The organism is Rhizobium sp. R693 (assembly GCF_002211315.1).
Classification (GTDB): domain Bacteria; phylum Pseudomonadota; class Alphaproteobacteria; order Rhizobiales; family Rhizobiaceae; genus Rhizobium.
This window is the reverse complement of record NZ_LOKY01000049.1, coordinates 1-15,791: the sequence shown is the minus strand read 5'-3', so window position 1 is coordinate 15,791 and position 15,791 is coordinate 1. Positions and strand designations below refer to the sequence as shown.

Annotated in this window: 12 protein-coding genes and 1 pseudogene; 9 read left to right on the top strand and 4 right to left on the bottom strand. The window is 56.5% G+C overall.

The genetic code is table 11. The annotated features are described in order from the left end of the window. The first annotated feature begins 80 nt into the window (after positions 1 to 80). The 5 genes from ATY79_RS29085 to ATY79_RS29065 all read left to right on the top strand — a co-directional run bounded on the left by ATY79_RS29085 (position 81) and on the right by ATY79_RS29065 (position 3,278). Positions 81 to 299 carry a helix-turn-helix domain-containing protein gene (locus ATY79_RS29085; protein WP_088705714.1) on the top strand — a complete coding sequence of 73 codons (219 nt, stop codon included), beginning with the start codon at positions 81 to 83 and terminating at the stop codon, positions 297 to 299. 98 nt (positions 300 to 397) lie between these two features. Then, complete coding sequence (locus ATY79_RS29080) at positions 398 to 1,180, top strand: hypothetical protein (RefSeq protein WP_088705713.1); 783 nt, start codon at positions 398 to 400, stop codon at positions 1,178 to 1,180. A gap of 112 nt (positions 1,181 to 1,292) precedes the next feature. Next, positions 1,293 to 1,883: a hypothetical protein gene (locus ATY79_RS30690; protein WP_141105774.1), complete on the top strand. Its 591-nt coding sequence runs from the start codon at positions 1,293 to 1,295 to the stop codon at positions 1,881 to 1,883. A gap of 410 nt (positions 1,884 to 2,293) precedes the next feature. After that, the gene (locus tag ATY79_RS29070; RefSeq protein WP_088705711.1) at positions 2,294 to 3,001 is read left to right on the top strand and encodes a hypothetical protein; all 708 of its coding nucleotides are present in this window, start codon (positions 2,294 to 2,296) and stop codon (positions 2,999 to 3,001) included. Between the two features lie 46 nt (positions 3,002 to 3,047). Beyond that, positions 3,048 to 3,278: a hypothetical protein gene (locus ATY79_RS29065; RefSeq protein WP_088705710.1), complete on the top strand. Its 231-nt coding sequence runs from the start codon at positions 3,048 to 3,050 to the stop codon at positions 3,276 to 3,278. A gap of 123 nt (positions 3,279 to 3,401) precedes the next feature. On the opposite strand, the gene ATY79_RS29060 is transcribed toward ATY79_RS29065, so the two are convergent. From ATY79_RS29060 to ATY79_RS29050, 3 genes are all read right to left on the bottom strand, one after another. Then, complete coding sequence (locus ATY79_RS29060; RefSeq protein WP_088705709.1) at positions 3,402 to 3,887, bottom strand: hypothetical protein; 486 nt, start codon at positions 3,885 to 3,887, stop codon at positions 3,402 to 3,404. A 300-nt stretch (positions 3,888 to 4,187) separates the two neighbouring features. Beyond that, the gene (locus ATY79_RS29055; RefSeq protein WP_088705708.1) at positions 4,188 to 5,996 is read right to left on the bottom strand and encodes a DUF4209 domain-containing protein; all 1,809 of its coding nucleotides are present in this window, start codon (positions 5,994 to 5,996) and stop codon (positions 4,188 to 4,190) included. Between the two features lie 63 nt (positions 5,997 to 6,059). After that, the gene (locus ATY79_RS29050; RefSeq protein ID WP_088705707.1) at positions 6,060 to 9,599 is read right to left on the bottom strand and encodes a P-loop NTPase fold protein; all 3,540 of its coding nucleotides are present in this window, start codon (positions 9,597 to 9,599) and stop codon (positions 6,060 to 6,062) included. Between the two features lie 603 nt (positions 9,600 to 10,202). Here ATY79_RS29050 and ATY79_RS29045 point away from each other — a divergent pair. The 4 genes and pseudogenes from ATY79_RS29045 to ATY79_RS32025 all read left to right on the top strand — a co-directional run bounded on the left by ATY79_RS29045 (position 10,203) and on the right by ATY79_RS32025 (position 14,595). Then, positions 10,203 to 10,577 (top strand): glutathione S-transferase N-terminal domain-containing protein, encoded by a 375-nt coding sequence (locus ATY79_RS29045; protein ID WP_088705706.1) that lies wholly within the window; start codon positions 10,203 to 10,205, stop codon positions 10,575 to 10,577. A gap of 342 nt (positions 10,578 to 10,919) precedes the next feature. Continuing rightward, the gene (locus ATY79_RS29040) at positions 10,920 to 11,837 is read left to right on the top strand and encodes a DNA methyltransferase (RefSeq protein ID WP_088705705.1); all 918 of its coding nucleotides are present in this window, start codon (positions 10,920 to 10,922) and stop codon (positions 11,835 to 11,837) included. A gap of 979 nt (positions 11,838 to 12,816) precedes the next feature. Next, positions 12,817 to 13,329, top strand: a pseudogene (locus tag ATY79_RS31805) (flagellin/flagellar hook associated protein); the annotation flags it as partial. Positions 13,330 to 13,449: 120 nt separating this feature from the next. Beyond that, positions 13,450 to 14,595 (top strand): flagellin, encoded by a 1,146-nt coding sequence (locus ATY79_RS32025; RefSeq protein ID WP_348627582.1) that lies wholly within the window; start codon positions 13,450 to 13,452, stop codon positions 14,593 to 14,595. A gap of 192 nt (positions 14,596 to 14,787) precedes the next feature. Here the strand turns inward: ATY79_RS32025 and ATY79_RS29025 are convergent. Further along, positions 14,788 to 15,791 (bottom strand): hypothetical protein (locus ATY79_RS29025; RefSeq protein WP_088705702.1); only part of this gene is annotated, 1,004 nt, incomplete at its 5' end.

Sequence of the window (15,791 nt, the reverse complement as noted above, 5' to 3'; positions counted from 1 at the left end):
TAACTACCGGTGACGACATCGCGGACTTTCGGCACCTTCGTTCCGTCCGGATCATCAACCGGACGGAAAGGAGATCGAAAATGCAATCCACGTTGTCGTTTCTCGAAACCACGGAGGCCGCCGCCCTCTGCCGCCTCTCCAAACAATATCTGGAAAAACTTAGATGCACGGGGGGCGGACCGATCTTCGTGAAGCTCGGCCGGCGCGTGCGATACCGACCGGCGGACATCCAGGCCTGGTCGGAAGCCAATCGCCGAACTTCCACTTCCGATCCCGGCCACGCGCACTGTGGCGACTGACGTCCACGACGGAGCAAGCCGTCGCCGTTCGGTGACGGCTGCCCCGGGGAAACCGTCCGCGGGAGAAGCGGATAAAAACCACTGCAAGAGGATCTACGATGTCGTCCCCTTCCGAAATGCGGTCGCATCATCATCGGCTCGCTCAGTCCATATGGTCCGTGTTCACTCGCAAGGCCGACGGCCTTCCGGTCTCGCGGAAAGCGTGCGCGATACTGCTGTCGCTGGTCACAGTCCAGCCGCCGAGGGCGGTCCTGCTGATGAGGCTGGAGGACATCGATTTAAACCGATGGCTTTGGCATGTCCCTCCGCTAGGCGACAAGCGATCATACGCAGTCCCCCTGACCCGGCTCGCGATCGCATTGGTCGGACACGCCTTCGCGTTCCGGACGGACGGCGACGGCGAATTCCTCTTTCCCGGCCGCCGTGACGCGAGTATCCCGATGGCGAGGGCCGTCCTGACGCGCACCTTCCGCCGGGCCAAACTCGCCCCTACCCCGCAATTCCGCCGGCCAGGTTATGACCTTCCGGTTATCGCGGCCGTTGTCATGTCGTCTGCGGGGGTCGACGCTTTGGACATACGGGCGGTGATGCATCGTATCAGCCAGCACGAGACGCTGCGGATCACCAAGTTCGAAGCGTCCGATCAGTGGATCCTGAAGCGGAGCCGGGCGGCCCTTGCGCAGTTCGAGACCGAACTGATGAAACTCGTCGGCCTGAAATACACCGACCCTATCTTCTGCCTGCCACGCGGCTTTCCCGGCCCTGGAATGCCCGCCCCCGCGGGCGATGCCGACCCGAGAAAAGCAGGGGCGACCATGGGGAAGCGAACCAAGACCGTTGGAACCGAAGACGACGCGGAGCAGACGGCGAAGCACCGGTAGACGGATGTCGGGCAGACCTCGCCGCCCTCCAACGCGTCAGGACCGCCGCGGCGGACGACTGTTCCCGCCACAGAGCTTTTCGCCGACGCCTAAACACAGAAGGAGATCAGCCATGAAGAAACGCGTTTGGAAACCCGCCAAGAAAATACCGCCGTGGTTTGCAAAAACGGCACGGTCGCCTTGCCCGGCCCTCGCATGGCTGATCCGCTGTCCTGTCTCGCCCATGCAATCGCGGAAACCCGTCTCTCAATACGCCGCATCGACCCGTCATTCACGTTTGACGGGAGAAAAAACCCATCCGCTCGATTGTGACGCCGGCGGCGTCGACGATTTGCGCGCCGCTTCCCGAGGCGGCCAATTACGCGATCAGCGCATCGCGAAAGCGGCGGGCCCGCAGCCCCACTCCGAAACAAGATCTTATCTATCGCTGCCGCTGCGGGATGGCGTACTTCGAGCGATGACTGCGCTTTTGAACGTCCGAGCGCCGAACACGTCTTCCCGACTGAGCTTTGTCGATTTCAGGCGATCGTTCGTCGTCGCCATCGATCGGCCGATCCATAGTCGGGGTGTCACGGAACCAGCAAGAAATGCCGAACGTAGTCAAGCAATAAAGCAGAAGTTCAAAGCGCTCCTCGCACTCCAGCGGATCGAACGGACATCCGGAAAGCGATTCCCCGAGCTCGAGACCCTTAAATGGCCCTGATCGGCCCCTTCCGGTGCGTCCTGCGGCCCAATGGCGACCGGACCGATCGACATTCGATCCACCGGACTGTCGTAGGAAGAGTTCGGCGATGCCCTTTTCTTCCTGCGAGTGCGCGGCAAACGAGGAGAAATGACCATAACCGGCGATCGCCGAAATCTGGAAGAGATGCTGCGAACGACGTTGAATGCAATCGACCCCGGGACCGTGACGCCGTGCGGCTTGGCAGAGATCACCTGCGCCGTCCGGCTGAACATTGTCGCTTTGGAACTGAATCGAAATCACCGGGATGAAAACGTCCAGCATCGATCTCGACAGGGGTTGCGACGAGTTCGCGGTGATCGCTGGCTTTCCGCCGCCTCGCACAACGCCCGACCGTAAGAAGGTGGCACGCAAACAAGGAGGGTTGGAACGTGGAATATGAATTCCTGACGAAGGAGAATGTCGAGCGGACAGTCGTGGCGGTATGGTCATCGTTGACATCGTCGCCCTCCGGTTCGCCGGTCTCACGGGAGGCGTGTATCTTTTTGCTGTCGCTCGCGACAGTTCTGCCTGCGTCCCGCATTGCCGGGATGAAGCTGGGCGACCTCGATTTCGAGCATTCGGTATGGCATGACCCTCGCCGCAAACGGGAACAGTTGCCAACCGTTCCCCTGACGCGGCTCACAAAAGCATTGATCGGGCACGCATACAGTTTTCGGGGCGACCGCGACGGCGATTACCTTTTCCCCGGACACCGGGACCCCAGTGCGCCTGTGAGCGGCTCCTCTCTCCTCCGGGCCTTCCGCCGCGCCAAGATCGAGCCCAGGCAGCTGCTTGCTTCGCCGGGATACGACCTTCCGACGTTGGCAATCTGGATCATGGCTTTCGACGGTGTATCGCGCGATGCGAACCTTGCGGCTGCACATCGAAAAGTTGACATTTGGCGGCTTTCGGAATTTTACAATCCATATCGTTGGCTGTTTGAACAGAGGCAATTCGCGCTCGGACGTCTCGAGACCGCTCTTATGCGGATCGTCGGCTTGAGCTACTCCGATCCGCTGTTTTCACAGCCTGGCGTTCGGCAACCTACCGGCCCGGGGCCAGCACCCGCTGCAAACGCAAAAGCGCAAACGATTTAGCCTCATCTAAAGAGTCTGCTGCGCTACTAAACTGATGGAGGCTCGAATGGAAAGCGAAAACGGTGCTCTGGTCCACCTGGCTATCGAGGCGTTGTCGTGTACGCAAAAGGAATTGGCGCTCCAACTCCAAGTTTCGCCAGCCCTGATCTGTAAAGGGAAAAACGGTGACCATTTATCCGACCGGCTGCGCAAACAGCTTCGCACTCTAGCTGATATCGGAGACAAAGACCCGATCTTTGTTTATTTGGCCGGCTCAATGGAAAACGCCCGAAAATGAGAAAAGCTCATAGACTTCCTCCGGAGCGCGGCGCTCGAGAGGGCGGAAACCGGGTACGAAACGAAGCCGGCGGCATATCCCAATTGGATCAAAAATTACCGGAACGCGTCACCGATTGAGTGCCTAGTGCAGCTCGCCAAGCACCACGTAGGTTCTCGCTCGGAGGCCAATCCTCACAAAAACTGCGGATTCACCGCCTGCGCAGTCGAGTGGAGCAAAGCCCTTCGGCAACATCTCGTCGACTGCCGTGGAAACCTCATGCTTTGCCAAGACATCCAGTTTCTGAGAACGTTCGAACGATGCAATCTCGATTGCCTCCTTCCCAACGAGCACAAATGCGAAGTGGCCCTCGTCTGACGAATAGTTGTTCGCGGCGAGATATTTGTTCGCCCTGACGGCTACCGCATCTTTCGAGTACAATCGATCTTGGTAGGGCTGAAGCAGGCAAACTGCTTCAAAAGATGATAGATTCGAAAACTTGGTAGCCTTGCCAATCGGGATTTTCTTGAAGGCGTCTTCATCCAAAGAGCCAGCGTGGGCGAAAGACCCGTAGGTAATCGATCCCAGTAGAGTCAAAAGACCAACAATCCCGACGAAGTGTACCCGCATTCACGCCTCCATGACCCGACACAACCGATTGTTGCCGTAGTTGTCAACACAAACTGTGCCTTGTGGCGGAGACTTACTCTCAAGAATCAGATCGATTGCTGGAGTAGCCTCTCACCGATTCACTTGCAGCCTATGGCTGTATCTCGGTTCGGATTGGATGCGGACGACCTTTTGGTGAAAACGCTACCAGTGGTGTGTCCCTGCGCGAACGGGATAAGCCTTTAAACGAACTTGCGGCACGATAGCAGGCAGTGCATGTTTCTCCGGAACCCGCACACACCCCAGATCGTGCGGGTTCCATTACTCTGCGTTATCGGCTTTCCGTCGCTCACGCCTCGCCGCCGCCTTGCGAGCGCTAGCGACCGCCACGTCCTTGTAAGCCCCGAGGACCAACATGCTGTGTATTATGGCCTCGCAGTTGTAGTAGGTCGCCGCATCGCGACCAGCGAGGCCGTGAGCGACCGTGTTCCTGAGGTTCATTCCACGCGCATCCGAGAAAATCGCTTTGACCCAGAAATGAATGTCTTGGCCGATTTCGACCTGGACACTCGGCATTGATAGGAAGTCACCCAGGTTCATCGACACTTCCCAACCTTTTTGTCCGCGTTTGTCCTTCGTAACAGATTCCCCAAGGCTACGAGCGATGTTGCGGAATGCGTCCTCGATCTGAGGGACGAGCACGAACATGCACTTGACGTAGTCGCCGTCCATCCATGCCTTCACGCCGGCGACAACAAGCGGAAATTCGGAAAACAAGGACGACCGCTGCATGAACGCGGCGACCTCTTCCGGGGACAGAGCGTGCCTAGCAACCGCGGCATCCAGCGCCTCCGACAAGAACAGGCGATTTGCCTGCCGCGAGATGTCCGCATAGCGAAACAATGTACCGTCTCCGTCGTCAGCATCGACTGTCGCGGCCACGTGATCGTCGGCTATCACCGACATTGTCAATGCCGACATCAACGGAGCCGCCCGAGCGCCCCTGACAGCCCGGTACCTCAGTTCATCCTTGGGGACGATGAAATAGGCTGCGATGTTGAAGAGGGCCTGTTGCGGATTGTCGCCGTCAACAAGCCCGTCGACAACCTCGTCGACCTCCGACTTCTGAATATCTTGCGAGAACCCGAACGACTGCATTTCCGACGCAGAGTCCCGTATCGCGTTCTCGCGTTCCACTTTCAGGGCGTTGTAACGCTCCTCGTCCCCGGACCGTCTGGCGAACTTCAAAGCGGCCGCCAGCCAAGCCATCGCCTGCGTGCGCGATCCCGACCTTGCGATTTTTTCGAAGGCCTCGCTGACGGCCGCACTGATGCGCTTGATCGCCTGGGTGTCTCGAGCTGCGATATATATCGGCAGAATGCAGTCGGCTACGAGCTCCGCACTGTGCGCATCGAGCGTGTCATCATCGACATGGACCGCAAGCAAGTTCTCGAGTTTGGAAACCATCTCGCCACGTTCGTCGAGTGTAAGTCCGCACTTCCTGTTTCCGATGAGACTTTCAAAGAGGTGAAACCACAAGCCGTCCTTGTCGACCTCCGTATGAAACCGGGCAAGCATCGCGTTTTTGGCGACGGCGGTTCGGTCCGCATCGCGAATGCTGGTCGACAATTCGAGCGCCCGTTTCAAAGACGCGACGTCGTCATGGCCGTCACTGTTCTTCATTTCGAGTACGGCCGCGATGTAGGAGTCGATTGCCATTCGCGCGAAGCGGACATCGGCGCGTTTGTTCGTCACGTGCGGGGCGAAGTCCCAGACCAGATCGGCATACCTGGCTTTCAAGACAGGATGAACGAGGCGATCCGCGCGCGTCAGCCAATGATCAATGATGTCAGGCGTCACGTCACCCGGATCAGGGCTGTAGTAGATCGTCCCATCGCCCATGGTATGCGAGCTCATCGGGCCAAAATAGGTATTCCACGGTCCGTGGTCTCCCTGTTCCTCCTGAAAAGCGAACGCCGCCAGGTCGGCCCATGCCTCGTTGCTCGGTGTCTTTTCCTGCAAGGTGGTGCGGGCGCTCGAGAGCGCGCTTTGAACGGAGTGCGTGTCGAGGCGTCCCCCATCTCGATCGAACTCGCTGATCACCCTGTCGATATTCTCAGGTACGTCCATGCAACGACCTCGTTTCCAATCCTCGTTGACGGTCAGCGCGAAAGAGCGCCGCCCTGCCCTCGGCTATGCGTCGGCCTCTTCTTCCTCCTCGTCTTTGGATGACGAGCCGAGGAATATCTCGACGAGCGACTTCGCTTTCTTGCGGCCGTGCAGCAGTTCTCCGATATCCCGCTTCCATCCAAAATCCTTGGTGCCATTGGAGAAATGCGTCCAAGCGCCCTCGAGCTTTTCCTGGGTGCTATCTTCCGAGCTTTTGATGAAATCACGAACCTTGGATCGGCCGAGTCCTTCGAAATGCCTTAGGACCGCGCGATTTCCGCCCTCCAACGCAGCGCAGAGGATATACCTAACGAGATTGTCTTTCTCGTTTTTCGCCAGCCTATCCCCGGCTGTGATGATCATGGATAGTGTCGTTGGGAATGCAGCGGCCGCCGCGCCCAGGGTCGATGCCGTTACCGATTTGATCTCCTCGCGCAGCCGGCGATAGATGTCGGCGTGGAATTTGCCGTCAATCGCCTTCATGAGGTCGTCGTATGGGAGCGAATTGTCGGCAAGGTTCACCTGACCAGAAAGAATATCACGGAAGAAATCCGCGACGACATCCTTGACCTCGGGATCGGAGAACTCGAACCCTGACGTCCTGATTTTCTCCAGCAGGATACGCTCGTGTTGGCCGCCCCCACCGAGCAAGGACTTCCATTCATCGGTCGGCACTTGATCAAGAAGCTGACCCACTTTCTCGTGGACCGCCTCCCACCTGCCGCCCTTGATCTGCGCCGTGCTGTCCAACAGCCCGATCGGCCACGTGTCCAGGGCGATCTCGTCGATGTTCTTCTGAGATATGCGCTCCTGATACCTATCCAACAAAGCTCGGAATTCGTCGCCTAGCAACGATGCAAGGAAATCGTAGTGCTTTACGATCAGCTCCAAGTTCGTGGACGGAAGGTCGCCGTCGGCAAACGCCGATACAAGCACCGCGGACAAGAGGTGGTCGTCCGGCGCGCGCACGGCGGCCTCGACCCATGAGGTTATGACGAACGCGTCTTTCGCCAACGTCGCCACAACCGCATACTGTGCGTCCGTCAGGTCAACCTCGCCATCAAAACGTTGGCGGAACCACTCAAATTCCGGAGTGGCGTCTTGAATTCGAGGACCGTTCGACGCCCGGGTGGAGGGGATGGGAAGCGCTTTCGCTTCGAACGCGTTCATGGCGAGGAAAAGAGCCGCGGTTAACCCCTCGTGATTCCCGGCCTCGAAGGAGGCCTTGAGTCCGCTGTAGAACGCCACGTTTCCAAACATCGCCGCGACGGCAAGCTCGTCGCGTTGCTTGAGTGCGAGGTAAGTGAAGAGGTCACCCAGGAGTGATATGCGGTCGTTGTAATTCTCCAGGTCGCTTTCACCGTATGTCGAAAGCGACGATATCAAAGCGCTTGCCGCTGACAGCCATTGTTCGTCAGTCAAAAGTTTCGCGCGCTTAAATTCGGCGAACGCTCTTTTCGCTCCGTATGGCCTAGAGACTGCGAAGTTATCAAAAACCGTAGGGTCGTCGGAAACATCAGGCTTACGCGGCCTGAATATCGCCAGCGACAGTTCCTCGTCCACGACTGCCGCCGCTACGCCAAACATGAAGGCGGGGTCCGTCGGGAGCGGCATAGAGCGCATCGCCTCGGCAAGAGTAGCGGTGTCGCCGGTCTGCCTTAGGCGGCGCGCTATGGCGGCAACGAACTCCGACCACTCGCCGCCTCGTTCGACGCTGCGGTAGTTCTCGCCAAATCCGGAAAACCCGGCCCGAAGGAGATTTTGCGTCAAGCCAAGCGTAGCATCGGAGGTAGCCAGATCGTATCCCCTGAGAAGACCGATTTGATCGCCCTTGGTCAGCTCAATCCCGCCAAGGTGGTCATAGGCCTTGACCAGCGTCTTCGAAAAGTGCGGCTTCGCGTCGCCTTCATAGCTCTGAGCGAGGTCTGCAAAATTGGCGACCACCAGGCCGAATTCGTCGCTGCTAAGCCATTCCCGGGCATTTTCCCTGACAACGTCGTCGACGCGGAGATCGAATCCCGGAGCTTTCGAGATTTCCAGCAAGCCCTCTTTGCCGCCGCTCGCCGCGTGTTTGATATTGGCGTCCAGCAAAAGCTGGAAGGCAAGATCAGGCTCGACGTTGAATATCATCGCCGCGAGATTTCGATCCAGATCGTTGTCGGCGGCGAGCGCCCGTAGTCTCTCGTCGATCGTCGAACCGTTGTTCAATAGCGAGGGGTTTGCCTCCAGGGCATCCTGGTACGCGATGTAAAGAGCGACGGTGGCTAGGCCAAACTGCCCTTGGTGGAGGACGTACATCCCCGTCAGTTCGTTGATAAAGGCAATAATCTGCCGGGGCGTCGCGTTCCCGCTTTCGCTCTTGAGAATGCGGTCGAAAATCAAGAAGACACGGAAGAGATCATCGCTTGCCGCTCTTCCCGGAAGAGCCTCCGCGATGTTGGAAAGGAAGAACTCGCGGGAGTTGGACATCACCGGGGGCGACACCGTCAGGATTTCGTCGAATGTCTTGGAGAACCTCTCTCGGTTGCTCAACGACGAGATCGACACGACGGACTGCGAACTGTCGGCGGTTGCCCCCTTCTCCTTGGTTCCTTCCTCGATCAGCCGCCGGTCGTACGGCACGATCGCAGTCACTGGGTTTTTTTGAGCCGCGTTTTTCACGAGCGGACCGTTGGCGAATACCGCCCGGACCTGTGCCCAGTAGTCGTTCAGTTCTTTCGGCGGGAGTCTGTCGATATTGTCGAGTACCAAGACCACACGCGAGGTCTTCGATTGGATGACGCGCAACACCTCCCTGAGCGTGCTTTGGAATTCAAAATCGTTGGGATCAGTCTCCCGGATATATTGGGTGACTTTCTGGTCCTCGTACTGCTTCGCGTTGATAAGCAGGGTCCTGGATACATCCTCGCGGTACTTCGCGAAGAAGGGCGTCCACCCTCGAGCCCATGCGGCGTCCAGCTCTTCCCGGTTCCTCATCAACGCTAAAATGAACGGTGCGATCACGAAAGTCAGCATCGCAAGCGACGGACCCGACAGCAGAAATTTCCAGCGTTCCTCGCCCGCAGCGTCAAAGGCGGATTTCGCCCATATGTAGAACAGCGGCAAGATCGGGATGAGCACGACGACGATGACGCCCCACCAGTCCAAGATGGAGTGGTTGTTGGAGTGAACCTCCCTGATCTTGCCTTTCACCTTGTGTTCAATTTCGACGAGCTTGTCGTCGTCCCCTGGGAAGGTCGCTCGCGACCAATCCAGAAAATGCTCCAGGAACGACCGCCGAAACGACGACCCTTGAGACTGCCAGATGTCGAAGGTGAAGAAATGATACGCGACACCTGTTTCGCGCTGTCGGGATGCGAGCTTCTGTCTTGCAATCTCGACGACGGTCGACTTGCCGCTTCCCCACGGACCGTCGAGACCAATTGCCCGGTCATTGCCTTCAAATCCGGTAATGGCCCGAGCGAGAGCATCCGCGGTGCGGTCATGGCCCTTTCCATGAAACGCGTCCTGTTTGGAAGGTTCGTCGATAAGGATTTTGCGTTTGACTACAGTTTGCTTCGCCATGAACCGCGGCCTGGAAATAGATTGATGAAAACGATATCGATCAAATAGAAGTTGTGCACAATCCGCACAAGACGCGCCTTCAAGTCGATGAGCGAGTTGCGCCCAGCGTCCACAGGCTTTTGTGTAAAAAATATGAAAGATAGTTTCGCGGCGGTCGGAACTGGGATCAGCTGCTTCGGAATTGCTGCGCGAAGCTATCGAGAACCTATCGAGTTACAGAAGAGGGCCGCACCGACCCTTTCGAGTACAGGCCATAGTCGGAACGTAGCGCAAATCACTAAGCGTCAGGGCCATGACTTGCGCGCGCCTCCTCCGCAAACGGTCCCTTGGACTCTTCCACGCGTGCCAAAAGTCGACCGAGCCTGCCAATGTCGCCGGTCCGCTTCGAGCATCGCCCAAAGCTGTCATCTGTCTCCAAAAACTGCAGGGCTGTTCTGCGGCTTGACGTTATCCCCAGCGTCGTAGCGCACCCAGTCATACGATCTGTCGCTACCATCCATGTCCGCGATCGCTTTGGTGCTTTAGGCCTACAGTCGCCCGGCAACCCCGCCAGTTTCCTCAAGAAAGGGTGCCGCCAACCTCGAACAATGTTGGAAACGCGTCATGCGACTACTTTGTGCACCACCCTCTCCTTTTGCTTCGAAAGTTCGGATGGCCGCCCGCCATCTGGACGTCCCGTTGGAAGAGGTCTACGCAGACACCAGCAATCCGCCACCCGATTTTCTGGCCAACAACCCGCTAGGCAAGGTGCCCGTCCTCCTCCGGGATGACGGGCCGGCGATCTATGACAGCGTTGCGATCATGCATTTCCTGGACAGGCTTTCGGGTGGCGAACTATATCGAGGCACCCATCGGGGGCTACCGGCATCGCGACGGCGGCCGGCGACGCTTCAGGCGCTCGCCTTGTGCGCGGACGATCCGGAAATGCGGGGGAGGACATGCGCGATGTGTCTTCAGCTTCATCGAAGACCTGGATGACGTGCTTGCCGTATCGAACGAGGGAGTGGCTCTCGACACTCTGGCGGCAAGCCGGAAACCCAGCATATCGGCTTGTCTCTTGGCAGCCTCCGCGATCCTTACGGCAAACGGGAAACCCGGCGGCGAGAATATCCGTTCGACGTGGCCGACGTGCCGCCGCGTGAGACGAGGTAGTGCGAAGATGAACACCGGTTCATCTCCCTGGAAACATCACCAACGAAACAGATCGGCGCGTGGCCAAGTTTTCTTTCGTTTTGGGCTTGAGGATCGCGAAAATTCAGATGACCATTGTTGCATCAAGCCATTCGGGCAGCGTCCCGACCTAAGGAAAATCACGTACCCATGCTCAAACAACCTGCTCGCGGGAACGCGGAGGCTATTGGTCTCTGCACGCTTCACATTGGCGATTGCGCCGAACTACTGCCCGAAATCGCGGATGGGTCGGTCGACCTGATCGTGACAAGCCCGCCATACAATATCGGTAAAGCATATGAGAAGCGCTCCGCGCTCGACGCGTATATCGAATTCCAGACAGGCGTGATCAACGAGTGCTTCCGGGTTCTCCGCGCGAATGGCTCCATCTGTTGGCAGGTAGGAAACTGGGTTGATACGGGAGAAATCGTTCCTCTCGACAGCGTGGTCATTCCCATATTCCGAAGCCTCGGAATGAAGATCAGGAGCCGGGTCGTTTGGACTTTCGGCCATGGAATGCACTGCACCCGGCGTCTGTCCGGAAGGCACGAAACCATAGTTTGGGCGACCAAATCCGATGATTACCATTTCGATTTGGATAGCATTCGCGTTCCACAGAAGTATCCCAACAAGCGCCATTACAAGGGTCCACATAAGGGACAGCTCAGCGGCAACCCGCTCGGAAAAAATCCTGGCGACGTCTGGGACATCTCGAACGTGAAAAACCGACACCCCGAGAAAACCAGTCATCCCTGTCAGTTTCCGGAGGAGTTGGTCGAACGTCTTGTCTCAAGCCTTACGAAACCGGATCAGACAGTCCTCGATCCGTTCGCGGGCTCCGGCACTGTTGGAGCAGTTTGCAATCGCCTTCAACGCAAATCGGTGCTTATCGAGAGGGCAGCGGAATACGTCGATATCATTCGCGAACGTCTCGGGGGAACGAGGCCAGAAGCTCGAAAACAGGTAACCGACTCTATTCCCATGGCTCCGTCTCTGGAAGACCTCTTTCCGCCAGTCTCTGGCCGATGCGTCTTCCCGCCCAACAACGCACCGGCATCGTCGACATGAGTAGGTTGCGCTCGCTTGAGGAAAATCGAAAATCGGCGGCTTGCACCCGCACTTCTGCAGCGCCGAGCGGGACCGTACATGGCGGGCGTGGTCCCGACTCACCAGTCGTAGCCGCCGGGGGTCAAGGTCACACGCATCGCGCCGGCGCAGCTTCAGGTCGTTCGTAGTCAGTTCGCCTCCTGTCCATGCTCTCGTAGCCGAAGAACGCCGAGCAATAACCACAAGTTATAGCGGCTTTTCAAAGAGGATTTTTGGCAAGTCGGCGATCAAGTATACGAAAGTCGCTGACCGATCGACGGGAGAGCCACAAGGGCTCGATCTCCCGCCGTCGAACAGCGGTAACGGTGGTGGCTCTGAAGTTCGACCGCCCGACGGTCAGGATTCCAAGCCAGCCGTGGCAGCAAAGCGAGGAAAAATGCGGTATTCGCAGCGGAAGAATGACCCGGAAATCAACCTTATCGAGAGATATAAGCCCTTAGGGCTGATGGCAGTTCGCGCTGCGACGGAGATCAGACCGCGCCAGTCGTCACATCCCGAGCCTTACCAATCCCCCGATAATGGAACTCTCGGGAACGAGCAGCCTGATGCGAGAGCGCTTTCGAGCATCGACCAAGTCTTGAAGAAGCTTGAGTTTTCTGTTTCCCTTGAGAATCTGAACTCCTCTTGGAGTAGCACAAGCTGAACTCACCCGCCTCTTCGCGGTGCCTTTTTTGGCAATTCGCTGGATCAAACAATTTGATGAGCAACCCCGTCTGTGATTTGCGCGCGGCACCTTGGGAGATGCCAAATGTCTTGTGCGGGCAATTGAAGCCCTGCGCGCTTCCGCTGCCACAACTTATGCGTTGTGTTTTATATCACTTTTGCAATCCCAATTAAGGGACTGTTAACCGTAGGGAACATAACTTGACAGCCATAGGATGCATGAAAGCGCCATTTTCAAAACTGGTTGCAGTCTTTTAGTTTAATTTCGCAGGTTTTTATGACGTCCATTGTCACCAACACGTCCGCCTCCATTGCTCTTCAAACTCTCCGCGGCGTCAACTCCGGACTGCAGGATACGCAGAGAGCCGTTTCGACAGGTCTTCGCATCGAAAAGGCTTCCGACAACGCTGCATACTGGGCGATCGCGACTACCATGCGATCGGACAATCGCGCCATTTCGGCTGTTTCCGACGCGCTCGGGGTCTCGGCATCCAAGCTCGACACGGCGTACGACGGTTTGAGTCGAGTGCTCGACATATTGGGTGACTTCAAGGCGAAGCTGGTTGCGGCAAAGGAGGCCGGGATCGACAAGTCGAAAGTGCAAGACGAACTTGATCAACTCAAGGATCAGGTGGCATCCATTGCCAATTCGTCGTCATTCAGTGGCGTGAACTATCTTAAAACAGATATTGACGACATCTATGACGCTACGCAGAGCGTCACTTACGTCACCTCCGCGTTTGTGCGGGACGAAAACGGTGTTTCAGTTAAAACTGCCGACTTTGACCTCAGCCAGATATCGCTCTTCAATTCGACAGAGGGTGGGCTGTTGCAGGCCGATCCGCGCTTTTTGGGAACGATCGGCGGCCTTAGATATGAGCAATATTTTGTCGACCAGGACCGCGAGGTGATGAGTACCTCGAGCCTCCGCAATGCAACGGGGTCGTCAACGGGCTACTTGGATTTCAATTTCACCGGTCCATTCGATATCGGTGCGGGTGACTCAATACAGTTCGATGTCGTTGTCGATGCCGATAATCCGGCGGACGGGATCTCGCCGCCATACAACGCTGGAAAAATCAATCAGGTCGTGATCGATCAGGCGACGGTGAACGCCGAATTGGGAGTGACCGACGGACATATCGAGACGTACGTCGATTTTACGAGAGTGATAAATCGCGCGCTAAAGACCGCTGGCGCGAATGCATATGCGAGAAACTATATGCACCCCGATCCGCCTAATCAGGACAAAATTTGGGTGCCCACAATTGACCTCATAGGTATCGTCCGGACCGCGGACAGCACGAGGGACGGCTCATCGTTCCAGATAACGAACTTCACATCCACGATCGCAGGCAGCGGAGGCTTTCACGATACTAACGGTGTTCAGTGGGGCGGGCGTAGTTCGTCGATGACCTTGGACTTCCAGCCATTCACCGTGGCCGGTGGCGTCGTCGTAAGCTTCAGTTTCGATGTCGACCGTGAAAGCCCCTCGAGCTATTCCTTCGACAAGAACTACATCAACAGCCTCCTCGGCAAGACAGACGGTAAAGTCGAGACCGCCGATGAAATGGCTACATTGCTCCGTTCTTTCATCACCAGGACGGACGTCATCATCGAAGACAATGGGGCCGGCAGCGTCACAGTCAAGACCGATCCTCTGATCGATCGGAAGTCCGGTGAAAAATCCGGAGTTCACTTCACCGGTATCAGCGTCAACATCGAACCCATTCCGCGCATGAACTTCATGGAAATCGACATAGTCGCAAATCCACGGAAGGTTGGCACCTACATCGATTACATTGAAACAGTCTCAGCCAGGATCACCTCGGGTGCCTCGATCATCGGGTCGCTTGCAAAGCGCGTTGATTTGCAAAACGATTTTGCGCATAGCCTGATGGCATCCATTACGTCGGGCATCGGCCGTCTTGTAGATGCCGACATGGAGGAAGCGTCTTCAAAGCTATCCGCACAGCAAACACAACAGCAGCTCGCCGTTCAGTCCTTGTCGATTGCGAATAGTGCTCCGAAGGCTGTGCTGACGTTGTTCCAGTAAATTGCATTGGCACGAACCGTGCCTAATGAGCGGCGCGCGTCTGCGTGGGGCGGAAAGCACGGCAATCAGCCGGCAGCTACACCACCTACGTGGACACGATCCTTCTAAGGTCGTCAACGGTTTGCAACGACGATTTGATACCGTTAAACGATGTGAATGCAGCTTCAACTAATGATGTATAATCGGGAACCATCAAAGAGCTCCCTTCATCGAAACAACGTTAATTACAGCGTCGGGATGTTTGCCTCTCACCACCTTGTGTAGTCGTTTATAAACGCACCACATCGCTATCGTCTCTGCTGCCTCAAAGTTGCGGTACAACTCCTCCGGCTTGCCTAGCCAAGATACGTCAATGCCATTTTCGAATTCTGGGGTGTAAAGAATCCCGACTGGAACACCGTAGCCGTTGGCCCTATCAACTGTGTAGTCATATGTGAACCAGTAGCTGCAACTGTTAAGAGTGACGCGTAGTCCCCATAATACCTCTGATCGGGCTCCACTGACATCGATGCCCTGAGTGTTATTGAGGCTATTGTCGGCTTTCTGCCGCCAATCGGGCCCGAAAAACGAGTCAATCCCCGACACGCGCTCTTCCGCAACTTGTAGATCTCGGGTCACGTGGGTTGTGCGGCCCAAGAAATTTAGGATCTGGGGATTAGGGGTAAGTGTATTATCAACAATCTTCGATGTGCTTTTTGGAGAATTACGGCGAAGGATATTATGTCTCAAATTTCGATCATACGCGGGCTGTAACTCACATATAATCTTCTTAATCATCTCGACGTCTGACGTGTTCACGAGAGGGTCAGGTTTGTGCGAGAAGCAGGCAACATTGACCGCTTCAATACTGTAGAGATAATGGGTTTCGTCTTCAGGCCATCCCTTTCCCGAATGGTCGAAGTCAGGATCTTCAGATCGCGCAACGGCACAGACTACTTTGCGTCCCTCAATATGAAACCCCCACAGGCGGAGCTCGACCGGCACCATTGGTGACGACTTTAGCGCTGACGATTTCGAGACATTGAATCGAAATGAGCCGTAACTCGTTTCCCCGTCATTAGAGGCTGGATCAAATACAAACATCATCTCCGGGCGCAGATTATGCAGTGTCGCCAGATCTAGGTCCCGGGGAACCCTCAACGAGTAATCTTGGGAGAAGCTCAGGTCAGATTGGGTCATGTCGATTACGTCCTGAA

Coding starts and splice junctions, on each gene's coding strand:
- ATY79_RS29085 (WP_088705714.1), top strand. CDS start 81: ATGCAATCCACGTTGTCGTTTCTCGAAACCACGGAGGCCGCCGCCCTC.
- ATY79_RS29080 (WP_088705713.1), top strand. CDS start 398: ATGTCGTCCCCTTCCGAAATGCGGTCGCATCATCATCGGCTCGCTCAG.
- ATY79_RS30690 (WP_141105774.1), top strand. CDS start 1,293: ATGAAGAAACGCGTTTGGAAACCCGCCAAGAAAATACCGCCGTGGTTT.
- ATY79_RS29065 (WP_088705710.1), top strand. CDS start 3,048: ATGGAAAGCGAAAACGGTGCTCTGGTCCACCTGGCTATCGAGGCGTTG.
- ATY79_RS29060 (WP_088705709.1), bottom strand. CDS start 3,887: ATGCGGGTACACTTCGTCGGGATTGTTGGTCTTTTGACTCTACTGGGA.
- ATY79_RS29055 (WP_088705708.1), bottom strand. CDS start 5,996: ATGGACGTACCTGAGAATATCGACAGGGTGATCAGCGAGTTCGATCGA.
- ATY79_RS29050 (WP_088705707.1), bottom strand. CDS start 9,599: ATGGCGAAGCAAACTGTAGTCAAACGCAAAATCCTTATCGACGAACCT.
- ATY79_RS29045 (WP_088705706.1), top strand. CDS start 10,203: ATGCGACTACTTTGTGCACCACCCTCTCCTTTTGCTTCGAAAGTTCGG.
- ATY79_RS29040 (WP_088705705.1), top strand. CDS start 10,920: ATGCTCAAACAACCTGCTCGCGGGAACGCGGAGGCTATTGGTCTCTGC.
- ATY79_RS32025 (WP_348627582.1), top strand. CDS start 13,450: ATGAGTACCTCGAGCCTCCGCAATGCAACGGGGTCGTCAACGGGCTAC.